Below are 15,136 nucleotides of genomic sequence, written 5' to 3' on the forward strand. Positions count from 1 at the left end.
AAAAGTTTATAATTCTCGGAATATTAAAAATACAACTGGAGGAAATTGACATGAACGTAAAGCAATTATTTGATTTAACTAATAAAACGGCGATCGTAACTGGAGGAGGAACTGGGATTGGAAAACAAATTGCTTTTGCTTATGCAGAAGCAGGAGCAAATGTGGTTTTATGTTCCCGTAAAGTTGAAGTATGTCAAGAAGTTTGTAATCAGCTAAATGAAATGGGGGTTGACTCACTTGCACTAAAATGCGATGTATCAAATCCAGATGATATCAATTATGTAATTTCCGAGACATTAAAGAAATTTGGGAGGATTGATATTTTAGTCAATAATGGCGCGACTACTTGGGCAGCACCTGTGTTAGAAATGCCTGCGGACAAATGGGACAAAGTGATGAACGTAAATGCAAAAGGTGTATTCCTATTCTCACAAGCAGTTGCCAAATTAATGGTCGAGCAAGGATCAGGTAAAATCATAAATATTGCTTCTGTTTGCGGGTTAGGTGGACAAACGCCAGAAATAGGTGACGCTATTGGCTATTCTGCAAGTAAAGGTGCTGTCATCAATTTTACGAAAGATATTGCTGTCAAGCTTGCACCTAAAAATGTCCAAGTAAATTGCATTACACCAGGATTCTTCCATACAAAAATGGCAGACCCTATTATTGAAAAGGCAAAAAGGTTTACACCTATTGGACGCTCAGGTTCAAATTATGACATGAAGGGAGCAGCCTTATTTTTAGCCTCGAATGCTTCTGATTTTGTAGTTGGTCAGGTACTAGGGGTAGACGGCGGAATACAAGCTGCCATTGTTTATTAATAATCTGTGAATGAAAGATAAAAAGATATAAGAAGGGTGAAGTTGAATGTATAAAGAGAATACTAGCACCAATGTTAGAGAAATTAAGAGTTTAGATCTACTATGGAATCAAGTATATCAACAACTGGATGTATGGAGCGAACGAGCGAGTCAAAGAGAAGAGGTTCTTTTAAAATCAGTAAAAAATTTAGTTAAGAATGTAAAACGTAATCAACAAAATGCGAAGGAACTTATTCAACAGTTTACAAAAGAACAATTAGATTGGGAAAAAAAGGCAAGAAACCAGTTTTTTTTATACACAACAGCCCTTTCATTGGCATTTCCAAAATTTTCATATTTTGATATCAATCAAAACTTTGAGCAATTCCATAATAAAGTAATGGAGTTTTCAAAGCAGCCTGTTGAAAAGCTTTCAAGACCTGAATTTCTTGAAAAATTAGTTCAAACAACAGAGAAATATATTGAAATTAGACGTAACAGTCGAGAAAGGTTAGTGGAAAGGATAAAAGGGAAGACAAGGGTTATTCACAATAGTCAAGAAAAAGTAATTCATTTACTTTCCAAACCTATTAATAACGTTTTATTTCCTTTTAATAAGTTCATTGATCCATTAAGTAAAGTGTCACCAAAGTGCGAGGAAATATAGTTCGGTTTGTGAACTAGAATTTTATAGATATATGTTTGATTTATTAATAGTAGGCTGTGTTAAAGGATATTATTGATTTTTCCACCCGTTGATTGGAGCGGAAGGCGGCGAAGACTCCTGCGGGAGTACGGTGCTGGGGAGACCCCACAGGCGCATAGCGCCGAGGAGGCTCCCCGGAACGCCCCCGGAACGCCGCGGAAAGCGAAGCCGCCTGGAGTGGAAATCAACAGCCAAGATTAATAACACAGCCAAAAAGTAAAGAAAGGCTGGCAAAAGGATGTCAAATAACAGACCGTACGATCCGTTTGATACATTAACTAAACTTAGTGGTCAATTGGAAAAACAGATAAATGATCTTGTATATCAGATTACGGATAATAAGGAAATTGTCCGTCTAATAGGTAGGGGTTCTCTTACACATTCTCTTTTACAGGAGCGTTTTAGTAAGAACCAAGAATTGTTAGCTTCGCAATTAAACATACCAACAAAAACCGACCTGGCAAATGTGGCAAAAATCGCCATACAAACTGAAGAAAAACTTGATGATTTAGAAGAACAGCTATGGAATGTAAACGACTCTATTGATAAAACGAATCAAGAAATTGTGAGTACTGTAGAATCATCAAGAGAAGTTCTGAAAGTGATAAATCACTTAAAATCTGAATTATCCGAGTTCAAGAAAGAAAAAGCAGAATTAAGCGAATATAAAAAAGAATATATTGAACTCAAAGAAGAAATGAGTTCGATGAAAGAATTATTGAAGTCTATCATTTCTTCAGAGGTTAACTATTTACCTGACATGAAGAAGCAAAAATCCAAACAACTTGAACCAGCTAAAGCTGGTAATAAAAAATAAGCTGAACTGGAGAAATGAATATGGCAATGATATCCCAATTAATAGAGAATATTCCATCACTTGATATCATAAAAGAACAGAAACGATGGAATCGTTTTATTAATAGATTGAATGATCCGAAACCAAAGGTTAACCATACCCCAAGACAGGTAGTTTGGAAGAAAAATAAAGCAACATTATGGCATTATCCTGCTGTGGGAAAAAAACATAGTACACCAATATTTATTGTTTATTCCTTAGTAAATAAGCCATACATCTTTGATCTGGCTCCAGGTATAAGTGCGATTGAACAATTTGTTAATCGTGGCTACGATGTATACTTGCTGGATTGGGGAGTACTGGGATATGAAGATAAAGGGATAACGCTCGATGATTATATTGTGGATTATCTACAAAAAGCAGTAAAAAGGGCTCTTCGTCATTCCAATGCAGATGAGATTACGATTTGGGGAGCTTGCTTGGGTGGTGTAATGGCTTCCATCTATGCATCCTTTTCAGAGGAACCGATTAAAAATTTAATTCTTTCAACGCCGCCCTTTGACTTTAGAGTCATTACACAAATTCTGCCAGATAAAATAGCTGAAGCAATCCTAAATAAGGAAATAGGTGTTGATCGTTTTTTTGATGTAAATGGACTGATTCCCGCAAGATACATGCACTATCTTGGCCGATTCATTTCTACACCTGTTCACTTTAGTTCATATGCTATGCTCCTTAATCATTGTCATAACGATAAATTTATGGATAAATGGGCGAGAATGGATATGTGGACGAAGGATCATGTTCCAATGTCAGGCGAAGTTCTCCGGCAAATAGTTAATGAGTTGATCATTGAAAATAAGCTTATCAAAGGTGAGTTAATCGTCCGAGGAAAAAGAATTGATCTTAGCAATATTCGAGCAAACTTACTTGTCATGACTGCAGCTAATGACACTGTCGTCCCTGAAGCTGCAAGTCTGCCAATCATGGATTTGGTTTCTAGCAAAGACAAGACCTATGAGAAGTTTGTAACAGGACATATTGGAATGTTTCTATCTGACAAATGTCCAGACTATATGGATAAGTGGCTGATCGAGCGTTCTAAACAAGTTCAAAACTAAAATATTCAGGGTCAAATGAGCGTAATACATTGAAAGCCAACAAACAGTGGCAAAGGTGTCACTAAGTTCACATCTCATCTTAAAGAAAGCCTCTATTTGAGGCTTTTCTCTGTAAGTAAATTTCAGGTTGCTGACAAAATGACTATATAATTTTTTTAATTACTGACCACATGAAACATATATGTAAAACACATATATGGAAAATATGGTATTTTAATATTGACTCATTAAAACATGTATATGTAAAATACATATATATAGAAATTTTTATAAATTTATCTTGAACTCTACATACCACCCTTTCATAGGGAGGATAAAATAGAGAAATAGTTAAAGTAAATGAGGAGGAAAGAATTATGGCCCAAAAGGTAATTGATCAAAAAGAAGAAGTTGTAAAAAAGCAGTGGTTCCAAAGGGAGAGGCTGTAAAGGTGGAGGTTCCAGAAGTAGAGGAGCAAAATGAATCTAGCTATATGACAGATTCAATTATTGAGACATTCTGGGATCAATTTGAAGGTGCAGTCTCTCGTACAAGAGAATTTAGAGAACAACGCCAAGAACTTTACTTAAAGGTAATAAAAGAAACAACAAAGTATAATGGAGTATACCGCAAAACTTTAAAGGGTCTTTTTGAACAAGCAATAAAAATTAATAGAGATTCCCGTAAAAGGTTGTTCCAAAACAATAATTTTCAAACAAATGAAACTACTCATGAACTGACTGTATCTTTAAAGAGTCATGTAAGTGAAGCAGCTAGTAAATTAGAGGAGCTTTATTTAACTCCTATTAACTCAGCATTTGATTTAATGGAAAAAACAGAAAAGGTTTTTGAACAAAACAATGTGGCATTCATAAAATTTATAAATGAAGCACGAAATTCTTGGGGAGCTGTCACAGATAATTATATTAAACATGCAAGAAATACCCACCTAAATATTGCTCATCGAGTGGAAGATAGCGTGCGTGTACTAGTTAAACCAAGTAAATAATTTACAAATCTTTTGAGACACATTTTTAATCGGGTGAACTTTTCTACATTATTAATTATTCTTTATTCAGCATTCTTTTAAAAATGGAGGGATTTGTATGAATGAACAAGAAAAAACTTTACTATACAAAACTTCTAGCATTTTAGGAAAAGATACAAGTTTAATGAAATTAAACGATATTATAGAAGAACTTGTTCATGTAATAGAATCAAAAACAAAAGATGACAAATTCCCAGAACAAGAATTGAAATGAATCAAGATTCGAATGAAAATCCCCATCCATATACTTGGATGGGGACTTTTGTTTTTGGGTTATGAATTTTCTGATTAATAATCGTGACCGTGAACGAACTTCGCAAAGAATTGGGTGATGATCAATTCTATTCATCGATGAAAGCTGTTAATAATTAACTATTTATTAATCAAAGTTAATTAATATGTATTTTACATTAACGATACAGGAAGTTAAAATATGGTAAATTGCTATAATTCTGAATTATTTAAATTTTAGTACTAAATTGAGTTGGAAGATGCATACCCTAGCGTGAAGTTGTGATTGTTGAAGCAGTAAGAACACCCATTGGAAAGCACAGAGGGGCTTTATGTGCTGTTCATCCACATGAGTTAGCGGCTCATACATTAAATTGTATAGGAGAGGGGAATTGAAATGTATACAGGTGTAAAGATGCTAGCTGGTTTGCTTAAAAATTATCTAAATATGTTTATAATGGTAAAAGTTAATTACCGTGAACTATCTGACGAGGAACAATGGGGATTAATTACAAAGTCTTTCAAGATATGATACAAAGCTTTAATTTATTAGGATATACATTGAGTACAGAAGTAATTCATGAATTAGTCGAAGCCTTCAAAAGCATAACAAAGTCAGTGATGTGTTAGCCATTCTTCTAACTGGAGCTGGAAAAAGCATTCATGGCTGTCAGAGATATAAAAGGATTCCCAGAAAAAATCGTAAATCCTCATTCAAATCATATACAATTGCAATAGGAAGCCTTAGCCATAAATTCTAAATGGCTAAGGTTATTTCATTTGTTATTTTGCTTAACATTTGAGGGCGAGATAAAGTGTGTCCAAAAAGCAACCATGCGTTAGATAAGAGACCATGTAAAACAAGTGAATCGGAAATATCAAGAAATATTTCTTATGATTAACTTGGCATAACACTTGTCATTACAAATGGAGCTTTATTAAGAATTCAGGGTAAAAATAGTAATGTATTTAAACACCTCTATGTGATCGTATCTAGAAATGCGAATACACAGAGTTTTTTTCCTTTTGCTAAAATTGAAGGGATCAAGCCTAAATTTAATCGACAATTAATGATAGTTGGCGTATTAAAGCCAGAGTCGGTGGTTGACGAACAGCAAATAATTAAATATTGCAATGAGAGATTAGCTAAATTTCAGAATATAAAGGTGCTCGAAGTGGCTCCGTCCCTTCCGAGAAATCCTTCTGGGAAAATACTGAAAAGAGAACTTCGTTTAAGAGGATAATTCTAACAATTTGACAATCTTTTGATTAGTACTTTATAAAAAATTAACTTTTAATAGAATTTGCACAGGAGGAAATAGAAATGCATGTTAAGGAATTATTTGATTTAACCAACCAAACAGCAATTGTTACTGGGGGAGGAACAGGGATTGGAAAACAAATCGCTATTGCTTTTGCAGAAGCACAGCCAATTCCTTTTTTCCTTTTTGATATTCGTAGTTCACCCATTAGTTTTACTTAACCTATATTAAGTATAAATTAAAATATTTTAAACCTGCTTTTTGTATTATACTGATCAATGGATATCACGATTATTAATCCAAATTTACAGATGGATCGCAGATAAAGGGGAAGAAGAACATGAAAGCATGGTTATTTGAAAACGCTGGAGAAAAAATGAAGTTGGTTGACCTGCCTAATCCGAAAGCCAAACCCGGCTGGGTTGTCATCAATGTTGAGGCTGCGGGAATGTGTCATTCTGACGTTGGAATAGTGGATGGTACAATGACTTATGCTCTTGACCATAGACCCATGGTGCTTGGACACGAAGTTGCTGGTACTGTTGCAGAGATAGGTGAAGGTGTCGTCGGATTTACGGTAGGCGACCGAGTTGGTGTTTCTCTAAGAGAAGGGCATGATGAGGATGACGTCGGATTAGGTGCTGGGACCGCAAATGGGCCGCGTGGCGGCAGCGCACCTGGTCTTCATGTAAACGGAGGTTATGCGGAGCAAATGTTGGTTCGTGCATCACGACTTATTCCGTTGCCAGAAAATGTATCATTCGAGTTAGGTGCAGTTGCTACAGATGCAATTACTACCGCCTATAGTGCAGTTATGACAGCTGGAAAAGTGAAAGCTGGTGATGTTGTTGGAATTATCGGACTCGGAGGATTGGGTATGAATGGACTTAGAACTGCTTCCTTTGCTGGTGCTATAGTATATGGTGTAGATGTTAATGAAGATCTATTCAAAGAAGCCCTCAAAAATGGCGCTGCAGGATGTTTTAAAGATGTGTTACAGCTAAGTGCCAAGAAACCATCTGTAATTATTGATTTTGCCGGATTTGGCACCACAACCGCCGATGCCATCAAAGCAGTTGCCAAATACGGACGCGTCGTTCAAGTCGGACTTGGAAGAATCGAGTCTACCATCAGTACCAATTTACTCGTTACTAAAAAAATCCAATTAATTGGTTCGTCAGGTGGGACACAGGAAGATCTTAAAAAAGTTTACGAATTAATCACCGAAGGTGTTTACACGCCGGAACTCACTGAAGTTCCTTTTGACAAATTGGACGAAGTATTAGAACAATTCGCTCAAGGAAAAACACGTGGCCGCATTTTTACTCGGCCCAATAAATGATTTCGCTAAACCGAATGAAGAGCAAGAAAAACAAGTGTCTATAAAGTAAGAAAACAAGGGGAATCTTTGCTAAAGAAGATTCCCTTCGTCTTAGAACGCCAATTTCAGATAAAAAGTCGATTTCCCTACCATGGTCTCTTCATTGGATAGGATGATCCTTAAAATGCTTTGGTGTAACTCCTGTAAATTTCTTAAATACTTTTATAAAATAGCTTTGATCCGTAAAGTTTAACAAAGTACAAATTTCGGATAAAGAATAGGAGGTTAAGGATAATAAATTTTTTGCTTCATCTATTTTCACTTTTTGGATATACTCGCTCAAAGAAACACCTGTTTCTTTTTTAAAAAGTGAGGATAGGTATGGTGGGCTCAATTGTACCAGTTCTGATAATTGAGACAATGTAATTTTTTCATACACATGCTTAAAAATATAATTCATACATAGTGAAATTGGTTTCGAATCCTGTTCAATTTTGCTGGAGTGAACTCGATCAGCAAAGTCTCCATATGCTTTTTTCAATAATTTTTTTACCTCATTTATGTTCTGCAGTTGTTCTAGTCTTTGAATATATAAATCGCTTAAGGATAAAGCGACTTCAGGATATAAACCGCCTGCGATCGCGGCCCTGGTTGCCAAGGTAATGCCTGAAATAGCTAAATTCTTTTCATTTGTTAATTGACTTTTCTTTGAAAGAACTCCATATTCTATCTCTTCACGAGCGATCTGCATATATTTAAAAACCTCTTCCTTATTTCCCTGGGTGATAGCATGTAAGAAATTTTTTTCTAATAAATGATCATAGTGTAATTTAGCATTTTGGCGTTTTATGGATATTTCCAGGTTGGGATTTTCCGTAAGAATCACTGGATCTTCCATTATTTGATTTTGTTGGATTACATAATCCGTATCAAGCAATTGATGATAAATCATATAGTGGGCAAGGATTCCGGTACGTGTTAAATCAAGATGCTTGATGACTGAAAGTGATTGGTAGTAAAGAATAATGATTTCATGATTTTTATAAATATTAAAGTCATGAATCATCCTTCTTACCATGTCTTCTGAGTAATTTGTATAAACTGAAGGACCTCCAATAATACTTCCATGGAATGAACCCTTGCAATTCAAATTAATAACCAGGAAATTTTCAAGTAACTTAGTAGATTTAATGATCGGGTAATCTGAAGGATCATCGTTCTTGCTCAGCTGTGTTAAGTAGGCTAGTTTTTCAGGATACAGTGGATTTTGCCAATAACCTGATGATGCTTCAAAAAGCAGTTCGCCATTCGAATCAATTAGGAAAAACGGGATTTTTAAGGTCTCATACAATTGCCTGCAAATATACTCTAAGTGGTCATTATTAGGAATTGACATATTAAATCTTCCTTTAAAAAAGATCTATATATAAATAACTTTTTCTAGTAATTAAGATAATACTATTTTTCAAAAAAAATTACCATAACTACTGCTAAGAACTTAATACAATTAAATCGTAATAAAGAAAACGCTTTCTAATATTTATTCCTTTTTGGAGGTTCATAATGAAACGAGATATCAAGAAATTAATATCAGAAATGACATTAGAAGAAAAAGCAAGCCTTTGCTCAGGATTAAATTTCTGGGAACTTAAGGGAATTGAAAGACTTGGGATTCCATCAATTATGGTTACAGATGGCCCGCATGGCCTACGGAAGCAGCAGCAAAATGCTGATCATTTAGGGATAAACGACAGTGTTCCAGCTACTTGTTTCCCATCTGCTGCAGGACTGGCGAGTACGTGGAATAGACAATTAATTCAAAAGGTCGGCGTTGCATTAGGCGAGGAATGCCAAGCTGAAAATGTCGGAGTTCTCCTTGGACCTGGTGCAAACATAAAGCGTTCACCACTTTGTGGGAGGAACTTCGAATATTTTTCAGAAGACCCTTATTTATCGTCTGAAATGGCGGCGAATCATGTAAAAGGTGTTCAAAGTCAAGGAGTTGGGACGTCCTTAAAACATTTCGCTGCCAATAATCAAGAGCACCGCAGACTGTCGATTGATGCGGTGCTGGATGAAAGAACGTTTCGTGAAATTTACCTTGCTAGCTTCGAAGGCGTTGTCAAGCAGGCACAGCCTTGGACTGTTATGTGTGCTTACAACAAAATCAATGGTGAATATGCTTCAGAAAATAACTACTTGCTCAATGAAATTTTAAAGGACGAATGGGGATTTGAAGGCTTCGTTGTTTCTGACTGGGGCGCTGTAAATGAGCGTGTAAAAGGCTTAGAAAATGGCTTGGAATTAGAAATGCCTTCAAGCCTTGGAATCGGTGAAAAGAAGATAGTTGATGCGATTAATAAAGGTGAGCTGTCCGTAAAAAAGCTGGACCAAGCAGTAGAACGAATTCTAAATATTGTTTTTAAAGCAGCTGATAACAAAAAAGAAAACGTTTCCTATAGTAAGGATGATCACCATCAGCTGGCGAGAGAAGTTGCACGCGAAAGTATGGTGTTATTAAAAAATGAGGACAGCCTTCTTCCGTTGAAAAAAGAAGGAAAGGTAGCCGTTATCGGTGAGTTTGCCATGAAACCGCGTTTTCAAGGAGGCGGCAGTTCTAATATTAACCCAACGAAGCTTGATAACATTCTTGAAGAAATGAAGATTGTTGCTGGAACAAATACGAACATTTCATTTGCACAAGGCTATAACCTTAAAAGCGATGACACAAATGCAGACTTACTCTCTGAGGCGAAAAAAGCAGCGGCGGATGCCGATGTGGCAATACTTTTCGTAGGACTTCCGGATCGCTATGAATCCGAAGGATATGATCGTAAGCATCTGCAAATGCCTGAAAATCATAAACAATTAATTGAAGCAGTGGCAGAAGTTCAAAAGAATGTCATCGTCGTGCTTAGTAACGGTGCACCAATTGAAATGCCATGGATCGATAAAGTCAAGGCCATACTGGAAGGCTATTTAGGTGGACAAGCACTAGGGGGAGCTATTGCTGATTTATTATTTGGAGACGCTAATCCGAGCGGTAAGCTTGCTGAGACCTTTCCAAAGGTTTTAAGTGATAATCCTTCTTACTTAAACTTCCCTGGTGAGGCAGATAAAGTCGAATACAAGGAAGGCATTTTTGTCGGGTATCGATATTACGATACGAAAAAAGTGGAACCGTTGTTCCCTTTTGGCTTTGGATTAAGTTATACAAGCTTTGATTATAGTAACCTCACTATTAATAAGAAGGAAATGAAAGATACAGATACGATTTCAGTAAGTGTCAATGTGAGAAATACTGGAAAAGTTGCGGGTAAAGAAATCGTTCAGCTATATGTAAAAGATAAAGAAAGCACTGTCATTCGCCCTGAAAAAGAGTTAAAAGGCTTTGAAAAAGTGGAACTGCAGCCAGGTGAAGAAAAAACAGTTTCATTTACATTAAGTAAAAGAGCTTTTGCCTATTATAACGTTGAAATAAAGGAGTGGCACGTCGAAACAGGAGAATTTGAAATATTAATTGGGAAGTCTTCGAATGACATTGTATTAAAGGAATGCGTTCATATTTACTCAACGATTTCTATTCGAAAACCACTTCATCGAAATACGTTAGTTGGGGATGTGTTAGCGGACCCTGTTTTAGCACCACTTGGACAAGAACTGCTGAAAAAGGCATTTGCCAATCATCCAATTTCAACATTAATTGAATCAAATTCAGATTCCGAGTCCGAGTCTTCTGAGATGAGGGCTGCAATTTTGAAATATTTGCCATTTCGTGCGCTTGTAAGCTTTCCTGGAGCTTTTACAGAGGAAATGCTTGCAGATATGATCAATCAATTAAACACAGTGCAAGAAAAAATGACTGTTTAAATTTGGGGAGTTCGTCTGCTTTTTAAACGGCAGGCTTTATGACAAAAGAATTTAACACTTTTGTCACACTAAATATAATCATTTTCATTAATAAGGAGAGAGAATTATGACGGAAAAAGGGTTGAATGGTCAAGTAAAAACGCCTTTAGGCAAATTGACGTTCGGAATTATGTTTGGTTATACCTTTATGATGGTAGGGTTTTTGACTCCTGCTGTACTGCTGTTGTCTCTAAAAATGGTGGACATTGATCCACATGGTTACACAACATCCTATGGCTTGGTGGCTGGAGTCGGTGCCTTCTTCGCATTGATTGGCAATCCATTGGGCGGCGCTGTCAGTGACCGTACGAATATCCAATTTGGCCGCAGACGCACATGGATTTTTCTTGGCTCGCTTTTAGGCTGTTTCGCACTAGTGTGGATAGCTTTCGCTACGCAAATATGGCAAGTCATTGTGGCTTGGAGTATGGCACAATTATTCTTCAACTTTGGAATGGCAGCTTACACTGCATTGATTCCTGATCAAGTAGAAGAAGCGAAACGTGGTACCGTTTCTGGTTTGTTGGGCTTAACGATGCCTATTGGAATTGTAATCGGGTTAGTTGCTATGATGGCTCTAAAAACAGCTCCGGAACATATCAAATGGTTAATTGTTGTAGCTGCATCTATTGTTGGACCAATCGTTAGCTTGCTCTTTATTAATGAAGGTAAAGTTGTTATAGAAAAAGAGGAAAAAACAAAAACATCATTTGGAGAAAAAATTAGTAGAGTTTATCCGAGTCCACGTAAATTCCCGGAATTCTCATGGGCTATATTTTCTAAATTCCTACTTATGATGGGGTTTTGCAGCACGACTTATTTAACTTTAATGCTGATCAACCGCTTAGGATTTTCGAAAGAAGAAGCAACTACGAGTGTTGGTACAATGAACATGCTCATTTTAGCTGCTGCTGGTGTGACGAGCATTATCGGTGGACTCTTATCAGACAAATTACGTAAACAAAAACCATTTTTATACATCTCAGCATTCATGATTCTTGCTGCATTATTAATTTTCTCTTTTGTGCCGAGCCACAATGCATTACTTCTAGCCTGCATAATCATGGGTCTAGGTCTTGGCTGCTTTACATCTGTTGATATGGCGTTAGTAGCACGTATTTTACCAAACAAAGAAGATTCCGCAAAAGATTTTGGGCTTATGAATGTGGCAAACGCTTTACCACAATCAATAGTACCTGCGATAGCTCCGGTACTGCTTGCAGTGGGTGGTGGACATTCTAACTGGACGTTATTCTATTTGTTTCTATCAATTTGTACTGTGGTTGGCATCGTTGCACTTAAACCTTTACCAGAGGTAGGAAAATATAAAGGCGAAAATGCAGAAATACTTCGTGAAGCGAAATAGAAAATATTAAAACTTTATATCAATAAAACAGCTTGAAGCACTGTAGAATTAGTTTCAAGAAGAGTGACTTTATACCGGTCTTTTGTGGTAAATGGGGTCACTCTACAAGATGCATAGGAAACATTCATCATATATGTAACTAGTAGTTAAGTATATGTGATTATCATGTAGTATACATTAACTTATTAGAATAATATAATACAAATATAAATATAAGGTTATTTCCATAATGAAAAGATTTGTTATTAGAGAAATGTACCTCATATATGTAAAATACATATATAGAAATTTTGTGAGGTGTGTCATGACAAATTCTCAAAATGACTTCTAGCTTTCTTGAACTCTACATACCTCTGTTTCATAGGGAGGATAAAATAGAGAAATTTACAAAATAAATGAGGAGGAAATAAAATGGCTCAAAAGGTGATTGATCAAAAAGAAGAAGTACTAAAAATGGAAGTTAAAAAACTGGAGGTTCCAAAAGTTGAAGTTGCAAAAGTTGAGACTCAAAAGGTAGAGCAGCAAAAAGAAACAAGCTATGTTACAGATTCATTTATTGAAACATTCTGGGATCAATTTGAAGGTGCAGTCTCTCGTACAAGAGAATTTAGAGAACAACGCCAAGAACTTTACTTAAAAGTAATAAAAGAAACAACAAAGTATAATGGAGTATACCGCAAAACTTTAAAGGGTCTTTTTGAACAAGCAATAAAAATTAATAGAGATTCCCGTAAAAGGTTATTCCAAAACAATAATTTTCAAACAAATGAAACTACTCATGAACTGACTGAATCTTTAAAGAGTCATGTAAGTGAAGCAGCTAGTAAATTAGAAGAGCTATATTTAACTCCAATTAACTCAGCATTTGATTTAATGGAAAAAACTGAAAAGGTTTTTGAACAAAATAGCAAGGCAATCTTTGAATATACAAATGAAGCACTGAATACTTGGGAAGCTTTCACAGACAACTATTTAAAACAAGCTAGAAAAACTCATAAACATATTGCTCATCGATTGGAAGATAGTGTGCGTGTACTAGTTGCTCCTAGTAAATAGTGTACATATCTAGAGGAAAATACTTTCTTTATAGGATCATTCTTTTTTTGTAAAAAATATCCTATATCACACAAAAAAAGCAGCTTTACGGTGATGATCTGAACCGCTGCTTTTTTTATTTATTGACTGCGATATAAACAGAATATTCCCTCTTCATGTTCTTACTTAAAAGAAGGTATTTGAGTATAGTGGAGTGAGACTATTATGCATAACCTTAGTACTGAACTATTGCTAGAAGCATTTAATACTGCTATTAAGTTAAATCTTTGCAAAGACTTTATCCAGTTATTGGCTAATGAGTTAGAAAAACGATTTATTAATGAATCACCCATCATTGATTTTTTTTATAATGAAGGAATTAATATGAATGAACAAGAAAAAACTTTACAATACAAAACTTCCAGCATATTAAAAAAAGATACAAGCATTATGAGTTTAAATGATATTATAGAAGAACTTGTTCATGTTATAGAATCAATAACAAAAGATGACATAATGCCAGAGCAAGAATAGAAATGAAGGAATCTTAGATGCAAAAGCCTCATCCATTTATCCTTGGATGGGAGCTTTTCGTTATTCAGGATATTAACAATATATTTATAAACATTAAAAAAACACTTGGAATTTTCTGAAAACGACTTGTCATATGAACGAATATACCAAAAACTGATATCTGAGGATATATTGGAATGAATATTTTTAAAGGGAATGAGTTTTATATCTCCGTTAAGCAATTCAGGTTCATTTTTAATTACTGAATCATAGCCAATGGAGATACCTTGTCCGGCTACTACTGATTTTCGTATAATATCAAGATTATTCGTAAGGAATGCCACTTTATTATTTGGAAAATATAAATCCATTAACCGTTTAACATGTTCTTCGTTATAAACAACAAACCGTTCATTTATTAAGTCTTCAGGAGTTACAAATTCATGTGAAATTAGTTTTGAATTTTTTTCCAAGCATATGCAGAGTCTTCCACTTTTAAAAACCTCATAAACCATCCCTAGTTCTTCTTCTAATTCTGTGAGATCCGCTTGCAATAAACCGATATCACATTCATCCTGTTTTACATCCTTTAATACTTTACTGGGTATATTTTCTCGAATTTCAACCGTGACATTTGGAAATATTTTTTTGAAATTCTAATCATGCATGGAATACTTGGTAACAAAGAGCGGTGTTAATGGATATTTTCAAAACGGATTTGGATTATTCTTCTTGGTGTTTTGCTTCTTCCTTAAACCCTTAAAGCTTTTAGGGTATTTCGTATGCTTATTTTATTAATTCTTTCCCTTGCTTCGTAGGAACCGTCCCGTTTTTGGTACGGGTGAAAATTTTGATCCCCAGTTCTTTTTCCAAGGTAGAAATGGATTTGCTGGTTGCAGGACTTTTCGATTTCAATTAGATATTGGAGTTGCTCAAGATGAATAGGCAATATCCCACCTAGACGTAACTCATAGTTACATATATGTGCTGCTATGTAGTATACATTAACTTATCACGAATCATTCCGACATTTAACTTATAGTTAAAGA

Annotated in this window: 14 protein-coding genes and 1 pseudogene; 12 read left to right on the top strand and 3 right to left on the bottom strand. The window is 35.5% G+C overall.

What is annotated here, in order from left to right:
• The first annotated feature begins 50 nt into the window (after positions 1-50).
• The 8 genes and pseudogenes from ACZ5AE_RS11150 to ACZ5AE_RS11185 all read left to right on the top strand — a co-directional run bounded on the left by ACZ5AE_RS11150 (position 51) and on the right by ACZ5AE_RS11185 (position 7,285).
• On the top strand, positions 51-821 hold the full coding sequence (locus tag ACZ5AE_RS11150; RefSeq protein ID WP_464572242.1) for a glucose 1-dehydrogenase: 771 nt from the start codon (positions 51-53) through the stop codon (positions 819-821).
• A 46-nt stretch (positions 822-867) separates the two neighbouring features.
• Positions 868-1,467, top strand: coding sequence for a hypothetical protein (locus ACZ5AE_RS11155; RefSeq protein ID WP_464572244.1), 600 nt, complete (start codon positions 868-870; stop codon positions 1,465-1,467).
• 277 nt (positions 1,468-1,744) lie between these two features.
• Positions 1,745-2,323 carry a polyhydroxyalkanoate biosynthesis repressor PhaR gene (locus tag ACZ5AE_RS11160; RefSeq protein WP_464572246.1) on the top strand — a complete coding sequence of 193 codons (579 nt, stop codon included), beginning with the start codon at positions 1,745-1,747 and terminating at the stop codon, positions 2,321-2,323.
• A 20-nt stretch (positions 2,324-2,343) separates the two neighbouring features.
• A complete protein-coding gene (locus ACZ5AE_RS11165; protein WP_464572248.1) occupies positions 2,344-3,423 on the top strand; it encodes an alpha/beta fold hydrolase in 1,080 nt (359 codons plus the stop codon).
• Between the two features lie 430 nt (positions 3,424-3,853).
• Entirely contained in the window at positions 3,854-4,411 is a 558-nt protein-coding gene (locus ACZ5AE_RS11170; RefSeq protein WP_464572250.1) for a hypothetical protein, read from the top strand.
• A gap of 97 nt (positions 4,412-4,508) precedes the next feature.
• Positions 4,509-4,664, top strand: a complete 156-nt coding sequence (locus ACZ5AE_RS11175; RefSeq protein WP_464572252.1) for a hypothetical protein — start codon at positions 4,509-4,511, stop codon at positions 4,662-4,664.
• Positions 4,665-6,005: 1,341 nt separating this feature from the next.
• Positions 6,006-6,107 (top strand): annotated as a pseudogene (locus ACZ5AE_RS11180) (gluconate 5-dehydrogenase); the annotation flags it as partial.
• 176 nt (positions 6,108-6,283) lie between these two features.
• On the top strand, positions 6,284-7,285 hold the full coding sequence (locus ACZ5AE_RS11185; protein WP_464572254.1) for a zinc-binding dehydrogenase: 1,002 nt from the start codon (positions 6,284-6,286) through the stop codon (positions 7,283-7,285).
• A 139-nt stretch (positions 7,286-7,424) separates the two neighbouring features.
• Here the strand turns inward: ACZ5AE_RS11185 and ACZ5AE_RS11190 are convergent, their stop codons facing one another.
• Complete coding sequence (locus tag ACZ5AE_RS11190; protein ID WP_464572256.1) at positions 7,425-8,660, bottom strand: helix-turn-helix domain-containing protein; 1,236 nt, start codon at positions 8,658-8,660, stop codon at positions 7,425-7,427.
• A 167-nt stretch (positions 8,661-8,827) separates the two neighbouring features.
• Here ACZ5AE_RS11190 and ACZ5AE_RS11195 point away from each other — a divergent pair, with 167 nt between their 5' ends.
• The 4 genes from ACZ5AE_RS11195 (at position 8,828) to sda (ending at position 14,108) form a co-directional block, all read left to right on the top strand.
• Entirely contained in the window at positions 8,828-11,134 is a 2,307-nt protein-coding gene (locus tag ACZ5AE_RS11195) for a glycoside hydrolase family 3 C-terminal domain-containing protein (protein WP_464572258.1), read from the top strand.
• A gap of 106 nt (positions 11,135-11,240) precedes the next feature.
• Positions 11,241-12,539, top strand: a complete 1,299-nt coding sequence (locus ACZ5AE_RS11200; protein ID WP_464572260.1) for an MFS transporter — start codon at positions 11,241-11,243, stop codon at positions 12,537-12,539.
• A gap of 411 nt (positions 12,540-12,950) precedes the next feature.
• Complete coding sequence (locus ACZ5AE_RS11205; protein ID WP_464572262.1) at positions 12,951-13,595, top strand: hypothetical protein; 645 nt, start codon at positions 12,951-12,953, stop codon at positions 13,593-13,595.
• Positions 13,596-13,799: 204 nt separating this feature from the next.
• Positions 13,800-14,108: a sporulation histidine kinase inhibitor Sda gene (gene sda, locus ACZ5AE_RS11210; protein WP_464572264.1), complete on the top strand. Its 309-nt coding sequence runs from the start codon at positions 13,800-13,802 to the stop codon at positions 14,106-14,108.
• On the opposite strand, the gene ACZ5AE_RS11215 is transcribed toward sda, so the two are convergent.
• The gene (locus ACZ5AE_RS11215) at positions 14,057-14,731 is read right to left on the bottom strand and encodes a substrate-binding domain-containing protein (protein WP_464573597.1); all 675 of its coding nucleotides are present in this window, start codon (positions 14,729-14,731) and stop codon (positions 14,057-14,059) included. The genes sda and ACZ5AE_RS11215 overlap by 52 nt on opposite strands.
• Before the next feature lie 142 nt (positions 14,732-14,873).
• On the bottom strand, positions 14,874-15,002 hold the full coding sequence (locus ACZ5AE_RS11220; protein ID WP_464572266.1) for a LysR family transcriptional regulator: 129 nt from the start codon (positions 15,000-15,002) through the stop codon (positions 14,874-14,876).
• Positions 15,003-15,136 lie beyond the last annotated feature (134 nt).

It is taken from the genome of Neobacillus sp. S1227 (assembly GCF_055385255.1).

Excerpts from the sequence above, each read along its gene's own strand:
- ACZ5AE_RS11150 (WP_464572242.1), top strand. The coding sequence starts at position 51 with ATGAACGTAAAGCAATTATTTGATTTAACTAATAAAACGGCGATCGTA.
- ACZ5AE_RS11155 (WP_464572244.1), top strand. The coding sequence starts at position 868 with ATGTATAAAGAGAATACTAGCACCAATGTTAGAGAAATTAAGAGTTTA.
- ACZ5AE_RS11160 (WP_464572246.1), top strand. The coding sequence starts at position 1,745 with ATGTCAAATAACAGACCGTACGATCCGTTTGATACATTAACTAAACTT.
- ACZ5AE_RS11165 (WP_464572248.1), top strand. The coding sequence starts at position 2,344 with ATGGCAATGATATCCCAATTAATAGAGAATATTCCATCACTTGATATC.
- ACZ5AE_RS11175 (WP_464572252.1), top strand. The coding sequence starts at position 4,509 with ATGAATGAACAAGAAAAAACTTTACTATACAAAACTTCTAGCATTTTA.
- ACZ5AE_RS11185 (WP_464572254.1), top strand. The coding sequence starts at position 6,284 with ATGAAAGCATGGTTATTTGAAAACGCTGGAGAAAAAATGAAGTTGGTT.
- ACZ5AE_RS11190 (WP_464572256.1), bottom strand. The coding sequence starts at position 8,660 with ATGTCAATTCCTAATAATGACCACTTAGAGTATATTTGCAGGCAATTG.
- ACZ5AE_RS11195 (WP_464572258.1), top strand. The coding sequence starts at position 8,828 with ATGAAACGAGATATCAAGAAATTAATATCAGAAATGACATTAGAAGAA.
- ACZ5AE_RS11200 (WP_464572260.1), top strand. The coding sequence starts at position 11,241 with ATGACGGAAAAAGGGTTGAATGGTCAAGTAAAAACGCCTTTAGGCAAA.
- ACZ5AE_RS11205 (WP_464572262.1), top strand. The coding sequence starts at position 12,951 with ATGGCTCAAAAGGTGATTGATCAAAAAGAAGAAGTACTAAAAATGGAA.
- sda (WP_464572264.1), top strand. The coding sequence starts at position 13,800 with ATGCATAACCTTAGTACTGAACTATTGCTAGAAGCATTTAATACTGCT.